This window comes from Methylobacterium fujisawaense (genome assembly GCF_039619325.1).
Lineage (GTDB): Bacteria > Pseudomonadota > Alphaproteobacteria > Rhizobiales > Beijerinckiaceae > Methylobacterium > Methylobacterium fujisawaense.
The window spans coordinates 4,244,522-4,262,877 of the sequence record NZ_CP155000.1; the positions used below are offsets into that span (position 1 = coordinate 4,244,522).

The 18,356-nt window shown below is 69.3% G+C and carries 12 protein-coding genes; 10 read left to right on the top strand and 2 right to left on the bottom strand.

All coding sequences use genetic code 11. The annotated features are described in order from the left end of the window. Positions 1–6: 6 nt before the first annotated feature. From rplL to greA, 7 genes are all read left to right on the top strand, one after another. A complete protein-coding gene (gene rplL, locus ABC766_RS20200; protein WP_012320773.1) occupies positions 7–384 on the top strand; it encodes a 50S ribosomal protein L7/L12 in 378 nt (125 codons plus the stop codon). A gap of 246 nt (positions 385–630) precedes the next feature. Further along, the gene (gene rpoB / locus ABC766_RS20205) at positions 631–4,755 is read left to right on the top strand and encodes a DNA-directed RNA polymerase subunit beta (protein ID WP_345819343.1); all 4,125 of its coding nucleotides are present in this window, start codon (positions 631–633) and stop codon (positions 4,753–4,755) included. Positions 4,756–4,931: 176 nt separating this feature from the next. Continuing rightward, positions 4,932–9,140: a DNA-directed RNA polymerase subunit beta' gene (rpoC, locus tag ABC766_RS20210; protein WP_043385733.1), complete on the top strand. Its 4,209-nt coding sequence runs from the start codon at positions 4,932–4,934 to the stop codon at positions 9,138–9,140. A 266-nt stretch (positions 9,141–9,406) separates the two neighbouring features. After that, positions 9,407–10,504 (top strand): cell wall hydrolase, encoded by a 1,098-nt coding sequence (locus ABC766_RS20215; RefSeq protein ID WP_043348328.1) that lies wholly within the window; start codon positions 9,407–9,409, stop codon positions 10,502–10,504. Positions 10,505–10,716: 212 nt separating this feature from the next. Then, complete coding sequence (locus ABC766_RS20220; RefSeq protein WP_053609929.1) at positions 10,717–11,301, top strand: hypothetical protein; 585 nt, start codon at positions 10,717–10,719, stop codon at positions 11,299–11,301. A 66-nt stretch (positions 11,302–11,367) separates the two neighbouring features. Beyond that, positions 11,368–12,372, top strand: coding sequence for an MDR family oxidoreductase (locus tag ABC766_RS20225; RefSeq protein ID WP_345819344.1), 1,005 nt, complete (start codon positions 11,368–11,370; stop codon positions 12,370–12,372). Between the two features lie 98 nt (positions 12,373–12,470). After that, a complete protein-coding gene (gene greA / locus ABC766_RS20230) occupies positions 12,471–12,944 on the top strand; it encodes a transcription elongation factor GreA (RefSeq protein ID WP_342143670.1) in 474 nt (157 codons plus the stop codon). A 6-nt stretch (positions 12,945–12,950) separates the two neighbouring features. Here greA and ABC766_RS20235 read toward each other — a convergent pair whose 3' ends face one another. Next, positions 12,951–13,823: a LysR family transcriptional regulator gene (locus ABC766_RS20235; protein WP_345822806.1), complete on the bottom strand. Its 873-nt coding sequence runs from the start codon at positions 13,821–13,823 to the stop codon at positions 12,951–12,953. Positions 13,824–13,954: 131 nt separating this feature from the next. Here ABC766_RS20235 and wrbA point away from each other — a divergent pair, with 131 nt between their 5' ends. Beyond that, a complete protein-coding gene (gene wrbA / locus ABC766_RS20240; protein WP_043348306.1) occupies positions 13,955–14,557 on the top strand; it encodes an NAD(P)H:quinone oxidoreductase in 603 nt (200 codons plus the stop codon). Between the two features lie 133 nt (positions 14,558–14,690). Here the strand turns inward: wrbA and ABC766_RS20245 are convergent, their stop codons facing one another. After that, positions 14,691–15,689 (bottom strand): L-threonylcarbamoyladenylate synthase, encoded by a 999-nt coding sequence (locus tag ABC766_RS20245; RefSeq protein WP_345819345.1) that lies wholly within the window; start codon positions 15,687–15,689, stop codon positions 14,691–14,693. Between the two features lie 137 nt (positions 15,690–15,826). On the opposite strand from ABC766_RS20245, the gene ABC766_RS20250 reads away from it, so the two are divergent. Both ABC766_RS20250 and ABC766_RS20255 read left to right on the top strand, forming a co-directional pair. Further along, complete coding sequence (locus ABC766_RS20250) at positions 15,827–17,566, top strand: acyl-CoA dehydrogenase (RefSeq protein WP_345819346.1); 1,740 nt, start codon at positions 15,827–15,829, stop codon at positions 17,564–17,566. Between the two features lie 10 nt (positions 17,567–17,576). Further along, a complete protein-coding gene (locus tag ABC766_RS20255; RefSeq protein ID WP_043348311.1) occupies positions 17,577–18,356 on the top strand; it encodes an enoyl-CoA hydratase-related protein in 780 nt (259 codons plus the stop codon).

Consider the following 18,356-nt stretch of genomic DNA (forward strand, 5'->3'; position numbering starts at 1 on the left):
TTCAAAATGGCTGATCTCGCCAAGCTCGTCGACGACCTGTCCTCGCTGACCGTGCTCGAGGCCGCTGACCTGGCCAAGATGCTCGAAGAGAAGTGGGGCGTCTCGGCCGCCGCTGCCGTCGCCGTTGCCGCCGGCCCGGCTGCCGGTGGCGCCGCCGCCGCCGTCGAGGAGCAGACCGAGTTCACGGTCGTCCTGGCCTCCGCCGGCGACAAGAAGATCGAGGTCATCAAGGAGGTCCGCGCGATCACCGGCCTCGGCCTCAAGGAAGCCAAGGACCTCGTCGAGGGCGCGCCGAAGCCGGTCAAGGAAGGCGTTGCCAAGGACGAGGCCGAGAAGCTCAAGGCCCAGCTCGAGAAGGCCGGCGCCAAGATCGAGCTCAAGTAAGTCGATGATGGGCCGGTCCCGGCCCATCACCCCACGGAGGTCCGCTTCGGGCCTGTCGTGACCGGAGCCCGCGGGTGCAACACCCGCGGGCTTTAGGCCGCTTCGGCGGATGGTCCCGGAAGGGACCGGCGAGAAGTTTCGGTTCGGTGGCGCTGCCCGGCGGGGCGCGCGTCGCGGCCCGGTGCGGGAGGTCCCTTTCGGGAACGCTTCCCCGGGCGAGAGGTACGCGGGTAGGAGCGAGGTCACATGGCCAACACGCTGGTCGGTCGCAAGCGCATTCGGAAGTTCTTCGGCAAGATCAAGGAAGTTGCCGAGATGCCGAACCTCATCGAGGTTCAGAAGGCGTCCTACGACCAGTTCCTGATGGTCGACGAGCCCGAGGGTGGGCGCGCCGACGAGGGGCTGCAGAGCGTGTTCAAGTCGGTGTTCCCGATTTCCGACTTCGCCTCCACGGCCCTGCTCGAGTTCGTGCGCTACACCTTCGAGGCTCCCAAGTACGATGTCGACGAGTGCCGCCAGCGCGGCATCACCTTCGCGGCCCCGCTGAAGGTCACGCTGCGCCTCATCGTGTTCGATGTCGATCCGGACACGCAGGCGAAGTCGGTCAAGGACATCAAGGAGCAGGACGTCTACATGGGCGACATGCCCCTGATGACGGAGAACGGCACCTTCATCGTCAACGGCACCGAGCGCGTGATCGTCTCGCAGATGCACCGCTCGCCGGGCGTGTTCTTCGACCACGACAAGGGCAAGACCCATTCCTCGGGCAAGCTCCTGTTCGCCGCCCGCATCATCCCGTACCGGGGCTCCTGGCTCGACGTCGAGTTCGACGCCAAGGACATCGTCCACGTCCGCATCGACCGGAAGCGCAAGCTGCCGGCGACGTCGCTTCTCTACGCCCTCGGCCTCGACGGCGAGGAGATCCTGTCGACCTTCTACAACAAGGTCGTCTATGACCGCGACGGCGCCGACTGGCGCGTGCCCTTCGACGCCGAGCGCATGAAGGGCATGAAGGCCACCGTCGACCTGATCGACGCCGATTCCGGCGAGGTCGTGCTCGAGGCCGGCAAGAAGCTCAACGCCCGCAACGCCCGTCAGATCACCGACAAGGGCACCAAGTTCCTCAAGGCCACCGACGAGGATCTCGTCGGCCAGTACGTGGCCGAGGATCTCGTCAACGCGCAGACCGGCGAGATCTGGGCCGAGGCCGGCGAGGAGATCACCGACAAGCTCCTGAAAAGCCTGGATGATGTCGGCATCACCGAGCTCCCGGTGCTCGACATCGACCACGTCAATGTCGGCCCCTACATCCGCAACACGCTGGCGGTGGACAAGAACTCCAGCCGCGAGGGCGCGCTGTTCGACATCTACCGGGTCATGCGCCCGGGCGAGCCGCCGACCCTCGAGACCGCCGAGGCGATGTTCCACTCGCTGTTCTTCGACTCCGAGCGGTACGACCTCTCGGCCGTCGGCCGCGTGAAGATGAACATGCGCCTCGACCTCGACGCCGCCGACACCGTGCGCACCCTCCGCAAGGAGGACATGCTCGCCGTGGTGAAGGCGCTCGTGGAGCTGCGCGACGGCAAGGGCGAGGTCGACGACATCGACCACCTCGGCAACCGCCGCGTCCGCTCGGTGGGCGAGCTCATGGAGAACCAGTACCGCCTGGGCCTCCTGCGCATGGAGCGCGCGATCCGCGAGCGCATGAGCCAGGTCGATATCGACACGGTCATGCCGCAGGATCTCATCAACGCGAAGCCCGCCGCCGCGGCCGTGCGCGAGTTCTTCGGCTCGTCGCAGCTCTCGCAGTTCATGGACCAGACCAACCCGCTCTCCGAGGTGACGCACAAGCGCCGCCTGTCGGCGCTCGGCCCGGGCGGTCTGACCCGCGAGCGCGCCGGCTTCGAGGTGCGCGACGTGCACCCGACCCATTACGGCCGCATCTGCCCGATCGAGACGCCGGAAGGCCCGAACATCGGTCTGATCAACTCGCTCGCCACCTTCGCGCGGGTGAACAAGTACGGCTTCATCGAGACCCCGTTCCGCCGCGTCCGCGACGGCGTGGTCACCGACGAGGTCGCCTACCTCTCGGCCATGGAGGAGGCGAAGTACTACGTCGCTCAGGCCAACGCCCAGATGGACGAGGCCCGCAAGCTCACGGAGGACCTCGTGGTCTGCCGTCGGGCCGGCGAGGTGATCGTCGTGGGGCCCGAGCGCGTCGATCTCATGGACGTGTCGCCGAAGCAGCTCGTCTCGGTCGCCGCGGCGCTGATCCCGTTCCTTGAGAACGACGACGCCAACCGCGCCCTCATGGGCTCGAACATGCAGCGCCAGGCGGTGCCGCTCGTCCGCGCCGACGCCCCGTTCGTGGGCACCGGCATGGAGGCGGTGGTCGCCCGGGATTCCGGCGCCGCCATCGCGGCCCGCCGGGCCGGCATCATCGATCAGGTGGACGCCACCCGTATCGTCATCCGCGCCACCGAGGAGGCCGACGCCAACAAGCCCGGCGTCGACATCTACCGCTTGCAGAAGTTCCAGCGCTCCAACCAGTCGACCTGCATCACGCAGAAGCCGCTGGTCCGCGTCGGCGAGTTCGTGAAGAAGGGCGAGATCATCGCCGACGGTCCCTCGACCGAGTTCGGCGAGCTGGCGCTCGGCCGGAACGTGCTCGTCGCGTTCATGCCGTGGAACGGCTACAACTTCGAGGACTCGATCCTGCTTTCCGAGCGGATCGTGAAGGATGACGTGTTCACCTCGATCCACATCGAGGAGTTCGAGGTGATGGCCCGCGACACCAAGCTCGGGCCGGAAGAGATCACCCGCGACATCCCGAACGTCTCCGAGGAGGCGCTCAAGAACCTCGACGAGGCCGGCATCGTCTATATCGGTGCCGAGGTGAATGCGGGCGACATCCTCGTCGGCAAAATCACCCCGAAGGGCGAGAGCCCGATGACGCCGGAGGAGAAGCTCCTCCGCGCCATCTTCGGCGAGAAGGCCTCGGACGTGCGCGACACCTCGCTGCGGGTGCCGCCGGGCGTCACCGGCACGATCGTCGAGGTGCGGGTGTTCAACCGCCACGGCGTCGACAAGGACGAGCGCGCCCAGGCGATCGAGCGCGAGGAGATCGAGCGGCTCGCCAAGGACCGCGACGACGAGCAGGCGATCCTCGACCGCAACACCTACGCGCGCCTCGCGGACGTGCTGATCGGTCAGGCGCCGGTGGCCGGCCCGAAGGGCTTCCGGAAGGACACGACGCTCACCCGCGAGCTGATCAACGACTACCCGCGTTCGCAGTGGTGGCAGTTCGCCGTCATCGACGACCGTCTCATGACCGAGATGGAAGCGATGCAGAAGCAGTACGACGAGTCGAAGAAGCGCCTCGAGCAGCGCTTCCTCGACAAGGTCGAGAAGCTGCAGCGCGGCGACGAGCTGCCCCCCGGCGTCATGAAGATGGTCAAGGTCTTCGTGGCGGTGAAGCGCAAGATCCAGCCGGGCGACAAGATGGCCGGCCGTCACGGCAACAAGGGTGTCGTGTCGCGGATCGTGCCGATCGAGGACATGCCGTTCCTGGAGGACGGGACGCATGCCGACATCGTGCTCAACCCGCTGGGCGTGCCGTCGCGCATGAACGTCGGCCAGATCCTGGAGACGCACCTGGGCTGGGCGGCTGCGGGCCTGGGTCGCAAGGTGTCGAAGGCGGTGGATGCCTATCTGAAGTCGCAGGACATCGCGCCGCTGCGGGAGGAGATGAAGGCGATCTACTCCCCGGGCGAGCTCGACGGGCTGACGGACGAGGAGCTGGCCGAGGCCGGCAACAACGTCCGCCGTGGCGTGCCGATGGCCACGCCGGTGTTCAACGGCGCCAAGGAAGCCGACATCGAGCAGATGCTGGAGATGGCCGGGCTGGACCGCTCGGCGCAGTCGACGCTCTACGACGGGCGGACCGGCGAGCCCTTCGACCGCAAGGTCACGATGGGCTACATCTACATGCTGAAGCTCCACCACCTCGTGGACGACAAGATCCACGCGCGCTCGATCGGCCCGTACTCGCTCGTCACCCAGCAGCCGCTGGGCGGCAAGGCGCAGTTCGGCGGCCAGCGCTTCGGCGAGATGGAGGTCTGGGCGCTGGAGGCCTACGGCGCGGCCTACACGCTGCAGGAGATGCTCACGGTGAAGTCGGACGACGTGGCCGGCCGCACCAAGGTCTACGAGGCGATCGTCCGCGGCGACGACACCTTCGAGGCCGGCATCCCCGAGAGCTTCAACGTGCTCGTCAAGGAGATGCGCTCGCTCGGCCTCAACGTCGAGCTGACGTCTTCGAAGAAGGCCGCGAACGATCAGCTGGAGCCGCCGGCCGACGCGGCCGAGTAGAGCCAGTCACAAACACCTCCCGTGGCGGCGGATCCCGCCGCCACGGTCGAGCGGGGAGGGGAGGGGCCTTCCGGGTTCGACGACGGTGAGCAGCGCCCGTGCGGGGTGCGGCGCCGGATCTTTTTCAGGACGCGGTGGCCCGGCGCGGGGCTGCCGGCGTCAACAAGGAGCGGATCATGAACCAAGAGGTCATGAACCTTTTCAACCAGCAGGCCACGCCGGTCAGCTTCGATCAGATCAAGATCTCGATCTCGTCCCCGGAGAAGATCCTCTCCTGGTCGTACGGCGAGATCAAGAAGCCCGAGACCATCAACTACCGGACCTTCAAGCCCGAGCGCGACGGCCTGTTCTGCGCGCGCATCTTCGGGCCGATCAAGGACTACGAGTGCTTGTGCGGCAAGTACAAGCGCATGAAGTACAAGGGCGTCATCTGTGAGAAGTGCGGCGTCGAGGTCACCCTCGCGCGCGTCCGGCGCGACCGCATGGGCCATATCGAGCTGGCCGCCCCCGTCGCGCATATCTGGTTCCTGAAGTCGCTGCCCTCGCGCATCGGCCTGCTGCTCGACATGGCCCTCAAGGACCTCGAGCGGATCCTGTACTTCGAGTCCTACTGCGTCATCGAGCCGGGCCTCACCCCCCTGAAGGAGCGTCAGCTCCTGTCGGAGGAGGAGTACCTGCGCGCCCAGGAGGAGTACGGCGAGGACAGCTTCACCGCCATGATCGGCGCCGAGGCCATCCGGCGCATCCTGCAGGAGCTCGACCTCGACAAGATCGCCAACGATCTGCGCGAGGAGATCGCGGTCACGACGTCGGAGCTGAAGCCCAAGAAGCTCCTGAAGCGGCTCAAGATCATCGAGGCCTTCCAGATGTCCGGCAACAAGCCGGAATGGATGATCCTCACGGTCGTCCCGGTGATCCCGCCGGACCTGCGCCCGCTGGTCCCGCTGGACGGCGGCCGCTTCGCGACCTCCGACCTCAACGACCTGTACCGCCGCGTCATCAACCGCAACAACCGCCTGAAGCGGCTGATCGAGCTGCGCGCGCCCGACATCATCATCCGCAACGAGAAGCGGATGCTGCAGGAGGCGGTCGACGCCCTGTTCGACAACGGCCGCCGCGGCCGCGTCATCACGGGCGCCAACAAGCGTCCGCTGAAGTCGCTCGCCGACATGCTGAAGGGCAAGCAGGGCCGGTTCCGCCAGAACCTGCTCGGCAAGCGCGTCGATTATTCGGGCCGCTCGGTCATCGTGGTCGGCCCGGAGCTGAAGCTGCACCAGTGCGGTCTGCCCAAGAAGATGGCGCTGGAGCTGTTCAAGCCGTTCATCTACGCGCGCCTCGACGCCAAGGGCTTCTCGGCCACCGTCAAGCAGGCCAAGAAGCTGGTCGAAAAGGAGAAGCCGGAGGTCTGGGACATCCTCGATGAGGTGATCCGCGAGCACCCGGTGATGCTGAACCGCGCGCCGACGCTACACCGCCTCGGCATCCAGGCCTTCGAGCCGAAGCTGATCGAGGGCAAGGCGATCCAGCTGCACCCGCTGGTCTGCGCCGCGTTCAACGCCGACTTCGACGGCGACCAGATGGCCGTGCATGTCCCGCTGTCGCTCGAGGCGCAGCTGGAAGCGCGCGTCCTCATGATGTCGACCAACAACATCCTGCACCCGGCCAACGGTCAGCCGATCATCGTGCCGTCGCAGGACATCGTGCTCGGCCTCTACTACCTGTCGATCGTGGCCGAGGGCATGCCGGGCGAGTTCAAGGCGGACAACGCCAAGAACCCGATGCAGGGCGTCTACGGCGACATGGGCGAGCTGGAGCACGCCCTGGCCGCCAAGGCCGTGTCGCTGCACACCAAGATCAAGTGGCGCTGGACCGGCATCGGCCCGGACAATCAGCCGCTGACCAAGACCTACGAGACCACGCCCGGCCGGGTGATCCTGTCCGGTGCTCTGCCGAAGCACGCCAAGGTGCCCTTCGAGGTCGTCAACAAGTTGATGACCAAGAAGGAGATCTCGGCGATGATCGACACCGTCTACCGCCACTGCGGTCAGAAGGAGTCGGTGATCTTCTGTGACCGGATCATGGCGCTCGGCTTCAACCACGCGTTCAAGGCCGGCATCTCCTTCGGCAAGGACGACATGGTCGTGCCGGAGAACAAGTGGTCGATCGTCGACACGACCCGCGCGCTCGTGAAGGACTACGAGCAGCAGTACAACGACGGCCTGATCACGCAGGGCGAGAAGTACAACAAGGTGGTGGATGCCTGGGCCAAGTGCTCGGACAAGCTGGCCGCCGAGATGATGGGCCGCATCTCCGCGGTCCAGAAGGACGAGCACGGCGCCGACAAGCAGATCAACTCGATCTACATGATGAGCCACTCCGGCGCCCGTGGTTCGCCCGCCCAGATGAAGCAGCTCGCGGCGATGCGCGGCCTCATGGCCAAGCCGTCGGGCGAGATCATCGAGACCCCGATCATCTCGAACTTCAAGGAAGGCCTGGACGTTCTGGAGTACTTCAACTCCACGCACGGTGCCCGTAAGGGCCTGGCCGACACCGCCCTGAAGACCGCCAACTCCGGCTACCTGACCCGCCGCCTCGTCGACGTGGCGCAGGACGCCGTCATCCGCGAGGTGGATTGCGGCACGACCAACGGCATCAAGATGCGCGCCATCGTGGATGCCGGTCAGGTCGTGGCGACGCTCGCCACCCGCATCCTGGGCCGCGCCACGGCCGAGGATCTCGTGGCCGCGGACGGCACGGTGATCGTCAAGACCGGCGAGACCATCGAGGAGCGGCACCTGCCGGCGATCAACGCCGCCGGCATCCAGGAGGTGAAGATCCGCTCGGTGCTCGTCTGCGCCACCAAGAGCGGCGTCTGCGCCACCTGCTACGGGCGCGACCTCGCCCGCGGCACGCCCGTCAACATGGGCGAGGCCGTCGGCGTCATCGCGGCCCAGTCGATCGGCGAGCCGGGCACGCAGCTCACGATGCGCACCTTCCACATCGGTGGTGCGGCCCAGATCGCCGACTCGTCCTTCATCGAGTCGAGCTTCGAAGGCACGATCAAGATCCGCAACCGCGCCGTCGCCAAGAACACGGACGGGGACCTGATCGCCACCGGCCGCAACGTGGCGGTCGTGATCGTGGGGTCGGACGGCGTCGAGCGGGCGGTCCACCGCCTGCAATACGGCGCCAAGCTCCGGGTCGACGAGGGTGACAAGATCAAGCGCGGGCAGCGGATCGCCGAGTGGGATCCCTACACCCGTCCGATCCTCACCGAGGTCGACGGCCTCGTGGCCTACGAGGATCTGGTCGACGGCCAGTCCATGACCGAGACCACCGACGAGTCGACCGGCATCGCCAAGCGCGTCGTCGTCGACTGGCGCGGCTCGGCCCGGACCTCGGACCTGAAGCCCGCGATGGTCGTGGTCGATCGGGAGGGCAAGGCGCTCAAGCTGCCGCGCGGCTCGGACGCCCGCTACTTCCTGCCGGTCGACGCCATCATCGGCTTCGATCCGGGCGCGACGGTCAAGGCCGGCGACATCCTGGCCCGCGTCTCGACCGACTCGGCCAAGACCCGCGACATCACCGGCGGTCTGCCGCGGGTGGCGGAGCTGTTCGAGGCACGGCGCCCGAAGGACGCGGCGATCATCGCCGAGAAGTCGGGCACCATCGCGTTCGGCCGCGACTACAAGAACAAGCGTCGGCTCACGCTGACGCCGCATGACGGCTCGGAGGCGGTCGAGTACCTGATCCCGAAGGGCAAGCACATCCACCTGCAGGACGGGGACGTGGTGGAGCTCGGCGACTACATCGTCGACGGAAACCCGGCTCCGCACGACATCCTGGCGATCAAGGGCGTCGAGGAACTCGCCGCCTACCTCGTCAACGAGATCCAGGAGGTCTACCGGCTGCAGGGCGTGTCGATCAACGACAAGCACATCGAGGTGATCGTTCGTCAGATGCTGCAGAAGGTCGAGGTGACCGATGGCGGCGACTCGGACATCCTCTCGGGCGACCAGATCGACCGGACGGAGCTGACCGAGTTCAACGAGAAGCTGCTCGCCGAGGGCAAGAAGCCGATCCAGGGCGTTCCGGTCCTGCTCGGCATCACCAAGGCGTCGCTGCAGACGAAGTCGTTCATCTCGGCGGCCTCGTTCCAGGAGACCACCCGCGTCCTCACCGAGGCGGCGGTCAACGGCAAGGTCGACACCCTGGAAGGCCTGAAGGAGAACGTGATCGTCGGATCGCTGATCCCGGCCGGCACCGGGTCGATGGTGGCGGACATCCGCTCCATCGCCCGCCGCCGCGACGCGATGATCCTGCAGCAGAAGCAGACCGAGAGCGGCGCGATGCCGGTCGAGGAGCTTCCGCCCGCCGCCGAATAAGGCGACAGGCAGGATTGAGAGAGACAAGGGCGGCCTTCGGGCCGCCCTTTTTCGTGGCCGCTCTCCAAACCGGGACGCCTGAACGGCGGCCGACTTAACCGAGGCTCAACCATGCCGCGCGATAAATCCTGAGCGGCCCCAGAAACACCCTGGAAACGGGGAGGATCGGGCCGGTTCGGGTGCGTGAGTGCGGGTCTGGCGTCGTGGGCACGAGACGAGGACGGGAATCGAGCCTGCGCTGGCTCTCGGCGGCGATGACGCCCTGGATGGTCGGGCTCGGCCTGCTGGTGTCGTTCACGGCCGATGCCGGCACGGAGAACGCCATCGGGGCGAGCCGGCTCGGGGTGATCGATGCCGAGACCGTTCCGCCCCTGCCGCCCGGCACCCTGCTGATCGGATCCGCCCTGCGCCGCCTCGGTGACGAGCCGCCCCAGACGGTGTTCAAGACCGGTGCGCACGTCTTCCCGGTGGTGCAGCGGGGCGGCAAGGGCAACCCCACCCGGCCGCCGGCCGAGAGCTTCGCCCGCCGGGCCGCCAACCTCCGGGAGCCCGGCGGCGCCCTGGTGTTCGGCGACGTCACCGGCAGCGTCACCGGCGTGCTGACGCAGGGGGCTGCGGTCTGGGATCCGGATTCCGAGCCGGAGGCCGGTTTCGTCCCCGTGCCCGATCTCGGCCTGACCACCGGCGCCGGCACGGCCGCCTCCACGGGCGAAGGCACGGCCGACCTCACCGCGGATGGCGGGCCCGAGCGCTTCGACGGCTCGACCCCGCCGGTGCCCCGTGCCATCGCCCTCTCGTCCACCACGCCGGCGCCCGCGGACGCGATCCCCGTGGAGATCGCCGCGGCAAGTCTCGCGCTCCCCGATTTCGCGATCCGCACGGAGCGCCCGGACAGCGCCCAGCCGGTGCCCGAGGATGCGCGCCGGCGCTACGCCGACCTGATCGACCCGAACGCCCTCGACAAGGAGCAGCGCTGCCTCTCCGAGGCGGTCTATTTCGAGGCCCGGAGCGAGCCGGAGGCCGGCCAGGCCGCCGTCGCCCAGGTGGTGCTCAACCGCGTGAAGAGCGGCCTCTACCCGGCGAGCGTCTGCGGCGTCGTCTACCAGAACCGGCACCACTACATGGGCTGCCAGTTCTCCTTCGCCTGCGAGGGCAAGTCCCTGCGCATCACCGATGCCGGCGCCTGGGAATCGGCGACCCGCATCGCCCGCTCGGTGATCGAGGGCCGGACCTACCTCGCCGAGGTCGGCGCCGCGACCCACTACCACGCCGACTACGTCCGTCCGGGCTGGGCGCGCCGCCTGCGCAAGATGGACGTGATCGGCCGGCACATCTTCTACCAGCTCCGGGCGGGTCAGACCTGAGGCGGCTCTGGCCTGACTTCGTAAGAGAGACTGTGGAAAATTCGAACAATGCTACCTAGGTAGGCGACGACTAAGCAGTCGAAACCAAGGGTTAATTTTACCTTCGTTCCCGATAATGCTTGCGCGCCGGGCAACGAGTCTGGCCTCTGGTACGTCGAGACGAGCGCCGCTTGCGCGCCGCTTCTCGTTGTAATGCGTATCAGAGGACTTCCATGACCGCGCCGGTCGCTCGTACCGCTCTCCTGGCCGCCGCCCTCGGCGGCGTTCTCCTTGCCGCACCCGCCCAGGCCGGCGGCTGTTACGGCTCCGAATGCTACCGCCACGTCGTCACGCCGCCGGTCTACGACACCGTGCAGGAGAACGTGCTGGTCCGTCCGCCCCGCACGGTCTACCGGACCACGCCGCCGGTCTACGATACGGTGTCCGAGCGCGTGATGGTCTCGCCGGGTGGCCGCTACTGGCAGACGAGCCGCGGTCCCGGCGGTGAGCTGATCGGCTGCTGGGTCACCACGCCGCCGCGCTTCGCCGTGCGCACGCGGACCGTGCTGGTCCGTCCGGCGCAATCGATCCCCGAGACGATCCCGCCGGAATACGCCAGCGTCAGCCGCCGGGTTCTCGTGGCGCCCGCCCGGGCCGGCTGGGTGCCGGTCGGCGGCAGCTACGGTTACCGGCCGGCCTCTTACGGTGGCCCGCTGGTCGGCTCGATCCCGGACGCCGTCGGCATCACGGGGGCCAGTTCTTCGGATATCGGCGTCGGGCTCGGCTTCTACACGGGCAGCCGGTACGAGGGGTACTGATCCGGCCGCGAAGGCTTGATTCCGGACGTCCCGGCGACACCTCACCGCGCAACACGGGAGGTGACGATGGGGACGTTCAAGGCCTGGGTGGTCGAGAAGAACGAGGCCGGCCAGAGCCTCGCCTTCAAGGACTTCGACGACGCCGACCTGATGGACGGCGAAGTCACCGTGCGGGTGACGCACTCGACCCTGAACTACAAGGATGGCCTCGCCCTCACCGGCACGTCGCCGGTGGTGCGCCGCTTCCCGATGATCCCCGGCATCGATTTCTCGGGGATCGTCGAGACGTCGGACCATCCCGAATACAAGCCGGGTGACGCGGTGGTGCTCACCGGCTGGGGCGTCGGCGAGACGCATCTCGGCGCCTACGCCCAGCGCGCCCGGGTGAAGGGCGACTGGCTGGTGCCGCTACCCCAGGGGCTCACGCCCGAGCAGGCCATGGCGGTGGGCACCGCCGGCTACACGGCGATGCTGTGCTGCATGGCCCTCGAGGCCCACGGCGTGACGCCGGAGCACGGCCCGGTCATCGTCACCGGCGCCTCCGGAGGCGTCGGCTCGGTCGCCGTGGCCCTCCTCGCGCGGGCGGGCTGGCACGTCATCGCCTCCACGGGCCGGGACGGCGAATCCGACTACCTGAAGGGCCTCGGCGCTGCGGAGATCCTCGACCGGGCCGAGTTGTCGAAGCCCGGCAAGCTGCTCGGCAAGGAGCGCTGGGCCGCGGGGGTCGATGCGGTCGGCTCCACGACGCTCGCCAACGTGCTGGCCATGACCAAGGCGGACGGCGCCGTCGCCGCCTGCGGGTTGGCGCAGGGCATGGATCTGCCGACCTCGGTGGCGCCGTTCATCCTCCGCGGCGTCTCGCTGCTCGGCATCAACAGCGTCACCACCCCACAGCCGAAGCGTCGCGAGGCCTGGGCGCGGCTCGCCCGGGATCTCGATCTGGGCAAGCTCGCCGCCATGACGAGCCGTGTCCCCCTGGAGGAAGTCGGCCGGCTCGGCGCGGAGATCCTGGCCGGGAAGGTGCGCGGGCGGATCGTGGTGGAGGTAGATCGGGCGGGCGGTCCTCGCTGATCCTCAGGGGTTTCGGCTAACCCGTCCCGGCACCGGGCTGGACCGGAATTTTGCCGCGGCCCCGGAACCTTTGCCGTGCATCGCGTGTTGATGTTTTCATGAGCGTTGCATTCGTCAAAGAGCCCGAGGGTGGAGAAGCGTTCGAGAATCTGCCGGATCGGCCGATCTCGCCGCACACGAATTTCGTGACGCCGGAAGGCCTCGCGCAGATCGAGGCCGAAGTCGCCCGCCTGGAGAAGGAAGTCGCCTCGCTGGACCCTGCCGACAAGGCGGAGGATTCCCGCATCGGGCGCGACCTGCGCTACTGGGCGGCCCGGAAGAACACCGCGCAGCTCGTCGAGCCCAAGGCCGGCGACACGGTTCAGTTCGGCTCCACCGTCACGGTGATCCGAGAGGACGACTCCGGCAAGGAGACCCGCCAGACGTTCCGGATCGTCGGCGAGGACGAAGCCGATCCGCACAAGGGTTCGATCTCCTACGTGGCGCCGCTCGCCCGCGCGATCACCGGCAAGACGATCGGTGACGTGGTCGAGGTGAACGGCAACGAGGTCGAGGTGGCGGAGATCCGCTGAGCCGGTTTAGCGGCCTTCGAAGCGCGGTCGCAGGGGCAACAGCGCCTCGGCGATATGTTCCATGAAGACCCGGACCCGTGCCGCGTGGCGCAGGTCCGGATGCGTCAGGATCCAGAGATCCGCCCCCAGCTCCGGATGCGGCCCGGACAGGCGTTGCAGTGCCGGATTGACGTCGGCGGTGAAGCAGGGGAGCGGGCCGATCCCCAGGCCGGCCTGCACGGCCGCCTCCAGGCCGATCACCGCGTTGAGCCGGAGGCGAACGCCGTCGGGCGGCACCCGCGCCTCCACGAAGCGCATGAACGAGCCCCCTGCCACCAGCGGTCCCGGACTGATCCACGCCTCCCGGGCGAGATCGCCATAGGCGCGGTCGGCCCGGCCGTAGACCCCCCACGCCGTGACTGCGAGACGCCGCCCGACCAGGGTCTCGCTCGGCTCGCGGCTGATCCGGATCGCGACGTCGGCATCCCGGCGCGACAGGTTGAGCGTCGCCTCGGCGAGGATCAGCTCGAGCCGGATGTCGGGGTACCGCTCCGTGAAGCTCGCGAGCATCGGCATCAGCAGCTCTGCGGCGAAGCCGGCCGGTGCGGTCACCCGCAATTCGCCGGACGGGGTTTCGCCCTGTCCGGCGACCACGCGGGTGAACCGCGCCACGTCCGCCTCGATCCGCGCGGCCGCCGCGATCATCGCCTGTCCGGCAGGGGTCGGCACGTAGCCCGTGCGCAGCCGCTCGAACAGGCGCGTATCGAGCTTCGCCTCCAGGGCCGCGAGGCGTCGGAACGCCGTCGAGTGGTTGATGCCGAGGTCCGCCGCCGCCGCGGTCAGGCCGCCGCGGTCGGCCACGGCCTTTGCGAACCGAAACTCGTCCCAGTCGAGCGCCACACCCGGGTCCTTGCGTCTGCGCAAGATCACTCTTGCATGGTGGGGCATTCTTGCAAGGCGCCAAATGCGCGATGGAGGGGCACGACGCTGGCCGACGATTCGGCCGCCCGACACACAGGAGAGACCCGTCCATGGCCAAGGTTCTGGTGCTGTACTACTCGACCTACGGTCACGTCGAGCAGATGGCCTACGCGGTCGCCGAGGGGGCCCGCGAGACCGGGGCCGAGGTCGTCGTGAAGCGCGTGCCGGAGCTGGTCCCGGAGGAGGTCGCCCGGCAGAGCCATTTCAAGCTCGATCAGGCGGCCCCGATCGCCACCGTGGACGAACTGGCGCAGTACGACGCCATCATCTTCGGCACGCCGACCCGCTACGGCAACATGGCGTCGCAGATGAAGCAGTTCATCGACCAAACCGGCGGTCTCTGGATGAAGGGCGCGCTGGTCGGCAAGGTCGGCTCCGTCTTCACATCGACGGCCTCGCAGCATGGCGGCCAGGAGACGACGCTGACGAGCTTCCACACGGTGCTGTTCCACCACGGCATGGTGGTGGTCGGCCTGCCCTACAGCTTCCAGGGCCAGGGCGGTGTCGAGGCGGTCAAGGGCGGAACACCCTACGGGGCCAGCACGATCGCGGATGGTGACGGATCCCGCCAGCCGAGCGCCGTGGAACTGGAGGGGGCCCGCTTCCAGGGTCGCCATGTGGCCGGCATTGCCGCCAAGCTGGCCCGAGACTGAGAAGGCAAGAAAAAAGGCTCGGATTGCTCCGAGCCTGAAAGGAAAAAGGCCATTGGGGGCTGAGAAGGCCTTCGTGATCAATAAACGGATCAGGCCGACATCTGTTCCGCTGCCGGCAAAAATTTCTGCGCCGTCAGCGGGGCGCGGCGGCCCGGGCGAGGCGGTCGCGGATTGCCTCGCCGAGGCCGTCTTCCGGAATCGGCACCACCGCGATGGTGCCGGCCCCTGAGGCATCGAGGTCGCGCAGGGCGCCGAACAGGCGGGCCGCGGCCTCCGTGGGATCGCCCGACGGGCTCAGGTTGAGGCTGGCCCGCGCGGTTTCGTGACCGGCCGGGCGCCCGGCGCCGAACAACAGCACCGCCTCGCCGGGCTCGATCCGCATCGCATCCAGGCGGACCCGCGCCCGGGGCGCGTAATGCGAGGCGAGCATGCCGGGGCCCGCCGGCCGGTCGGCGTCGGCCGCCTCCGGAGATGCCGGATCGAGGCCGAGCACGTCCCGGAGCGCCGCCCGCGTGATGCCGCCCGGCCGCAGCAGCCGCGGCGCGCCGCCGAGGCAAGCCACCACCGTCGACTCGACGCCCACCATCGTGTCGCCACCGTCGAGCACCGCGGCGATCCGGCCGGCGAGATCGTCGAGGACATGGGCGGCCCGGGTCGGGCTCACACGCCCGGAGCGGTTGGCCGAGGGCGCCGCCACCGGACGGCCGACTTCCGCGAGGAGCGCCTGGGCGAGCGGGTGCGCCGGCACCCGCAGGGCGAGGCTCGGCAGGCCGGCGCGGGCGAGGTCGCAGACCCGCGTGCCCGGATGGGCCGGGACGACCAGGGTCAGGGGACCCGGCCAGAAAGCCGTGGCGAGGCGGCGGGCCTGCGCGTCGAAGACCCCCTCCGCCAGGGCCGCGTCCGCATCGGCCAGATGCGAGATCAGCGGGTTGAAGCGCGGCCGATCCTTGGCGGCGAAAATGCCCGCCACCGCGGCGGCATCGGTGGCGTCCGCCCCGAGCCCGTAGACCGTCTCGGTGGGGAAGGCGACGAGGCGCCCCGCCCGCAGGAGCGCGGCGGCCTCCGCGATGCCGGCCGCGTCGGGAGGAAGCCGGCGGGTCGCGGTCGGACCCGTTGACCCGGGATCATTCATGCGGGAAGCCGTCTCCGAGGTCATGGCGATGCGAGCCCCGCGCGCCTATCCTCGCCCCGCCCTAGCGCCGGTGCGCGGGCGCGGTCAAACCCGCCCCGGATCGAACGAGCGGGCGGGCCGCAACACGGGAGGATCGTATGAGTTACCGCGCCCCGGTCCCCGAGATGCTCTTCACCCTCCGGCACGTGGCCGGGCTCGATTCCGTCGATCCGGACGACGCCGAGGCGATCCTGAGCGAGGCCGGGCGGATCGCCGCCGGCGTGATCGCGCCGCTCAACCGGGTCGGCGACCGGCACGGCACCCCCTTCGCGGAGGGGCGGGTCACCACGCCGCCCGGCTGGCGCGAGGCCTACCGCACCTTCACGGAGGGCGGCTGGAACGGGCTCTCGGCCGAGGCCGACCATGGCGGCCAGGGCCTGCCGAAGCTGATCGAGGCCGCCTGCACCGAGATGTGGAACGGCGCCAACCTCGCCTTCGGCCTCTGCCCGCTCCTGACCCAGGGCGGCATCGAGGCGCTCGCGGCCCACGGCTCCGACGACCTGAAGGCGCGCTACCTCGAGAAGCTGGTCTCGGGGGAATGGCCCGCCACGATGAACCTGACCGAGCCGCAGGCGGGCTCCGACCTCGCCCTGCTGCGCACCCGGGCCGAGCCTGCGGGCGACGGCACCTACCGGATCACCGGGTCCAAGATCTACATCACCTACGGCGAGCACGATCTCGCCGACAACATCGTCCACCTCGTCCTGGCCCGGCTGCCCGACGCGCCCGCCGGCACGCGGGGCATCTCCCTGTTCCTGGTGCCGAAGGTGCTGCCGGACGGGACCCGCAACGACCTGCGCTGCTCCGGCATCGAGCACAAGCTCGGCATCCACGCCTCGCCGACCTGCTCCATGGCCTTCGGCGACGATGGCGGCGCCACCGGCTGGCTGATCGGCCAGGAGAACAAGGGCCTCGCCTGCATGTTCACGATGATGAACGCGGCGCGGCTCAACGTCGGCCTGCAGGGCGTCGGCGTGGCCGAGGCCGCGACCCAGCGGGCGCTCGCCTACGCGCAAGAGCGGCGCCAGGGTAAGGCCATCGGGGCCGCCGGGGCGACGAGCCCGATCGTGGCGCATCCGGACGTGCAGCGGATGCTGCTGACCATGAAGGCGTACACGGCCGCGGCACGCGCCATCTGCTACCTCACCGCCGCCGCCCTCGACGCGTCGAAGGGCCCGGAGGGGCAGCCCGCCCTGGACCGGGCCTCGCTGCTGACCCCGGTGGCCAAGGCCTTCGCGACGGACCTCGCCAACGAGGTGACCTCGCTCGGCGTGCAGGTCCATGGCGGCATGGGCTTCGTCGAGGAGACCGGGGCGGCGCAGCTCATGCGCGACGCCCGCATCCTCGGCATCTACGAGGGCACCAACGGCATCCAGGCGATCGACCTCACCGCCCGCAAGCTGCCGCTGAACGGCGGCGCCACGGCCCGGTCGCAGATCGCCTGGATGCGCCGGGCGGCCGAGGGTCTGCTCAAGGCCGGCGATCCCGCCTTCGGCCACATGGCGGCACGGCTGCGCGACGGGATCGGCAGCCTCGACCGGGCCACGAGCCACCAGCTCGCCGCGCTGAGCTCCAACCGCCCCGAGGCGGCGCTGGCGGGCGCGACGCCGTATCTGCGCCTGTTCGGCCTGGCGCTCGGGGGCGCCTGCCTGGCCCGCAGCGCGCTCGCCGCCAGCGCCGCCCTGAAGGCCGGCGAGACCGATCCGGCGCAGGCCGCCCGCATCGCGCTCGCCCGGTTCTACGCCGAGAACCTGCTCACCGCGGCCGGCGGCCTGGAGCAGACCGTCGTGGCGGGCGGAGCCTTCACGGACGACGCCACCCTGGCGCTGGCGGTTTGAGGAGCGGATCATGGCCGAACCCGTCGCGATCGACGACCTCTCGGGCGGCGTCCGCCTGATCACCCTGAACCGCCCGGAGAAGAAGAACGCGCTCACCGGCGCCATGTACGACGCGATGCGTGCAGCTCTGGTCGAGGCCGACGCCTCGGACCGGATCGGCGCCGTGGTCTTCGCCGGGCAGCCCGGCATGTTCAGCGCCGGCAACGACCTCGCCGACTTCATGGGCCAGTCCTCCGGGGATCGTGCCGGGGACGGGTTCAGCGCCTCGCCGGCGCTGGCCTTCATCCGCCAGCTCGCCCGCACCCGAACCCCGATGGTGGCGGCGGTCGACGGGATCGCGGTGGGCATCGGCGCGACGCTCTGCCTGCATTGCGACCTCGTCTACGCGAGCCCGGCGGCGCGGCTGCGCATGCCCTTCGTCGAACTCGGCCTCGTGCCGGAGGCGGCCTCGAGCTACCTGCTGCCCCTGCGGGTCGGGCGCCTCCGGGCGACCGAGCTGCTGCTCCTGTCCCGGCCGCTCGAGGCCGACGAGGCGCAGGCGCTCGGCCTCGTCAACGCGGTGCTGCCGGCCGACATGCTGGTGGAGCAGGCGGTCGCGCAGGCGGCGCGCCTCGCCGCCCTGCCGCGCGGGGCGCTGGCGGCAACCCGGGCGCTGATCCGGGGTGATCAGGCGCAGGTCGAGGCCGCCCTCGAAGCGGAGGCCAAGGCCTTCGACGCGCAGCTGCGCTCGCCCGAATCCCAGGAGCGGCTCGCCGCCTTCCTCAACCGCACCAAGCCCGTCTCGGCGTGA